Below are 335 nucleotides of genomic sequence, written 5' to 3' on the forward strand. Positions count from 1 at the left end.
GCAAGATACGACCGGTTTATGCCCGGTAGATACCTTCCACAAACAAGCACTGTATGCACTTGACCAGTTGCCTGATCAGGCCGAAGTGCAGCGTCGTATTCAACACTACTGGCAGCCCTACCATCAGCAATTGCAAAATGAGCTGGAACGCTTGCTGGCGCTGCATGGGCGCGTGGTGTTATGGGATGCGCATTCTATCGCTTCCGTCGTGCCACGCTTTTTTGAGGGGCGGTTGCCGGATTTGAATTTTGGTACCGCGGATCAACAATCCTGTGCCCCGGCACTGCAACAGGCACTCGCAGATTGCCTGCACAGCACGCCGGCTGCGGCTGCCT

Annotated in this window: 1 protein-coding gene; it reads left to right on the plus strand. The window is 56.1% G+C overall.

The annotated features are described in order from the left end of the window. On the plus strand, window positions 1-335 hold a 335-nt coding region (locus KDM89_RS20895; RefSeq protein ID WP_212689753.1), incomplete at both ends, for an N-formylglutamate amidohydrolase.

The organism is Cognatundibacterium luofuense, assembly GCF_018139685.1.
Taxonomy (GTDB): domain Bacteria; phylum Pseudomonadota; class Gammaproteobacteria; order Burkholderiales; family Burkholderiaceae_D; genus Undibacterium; species Undibacterium luofuense.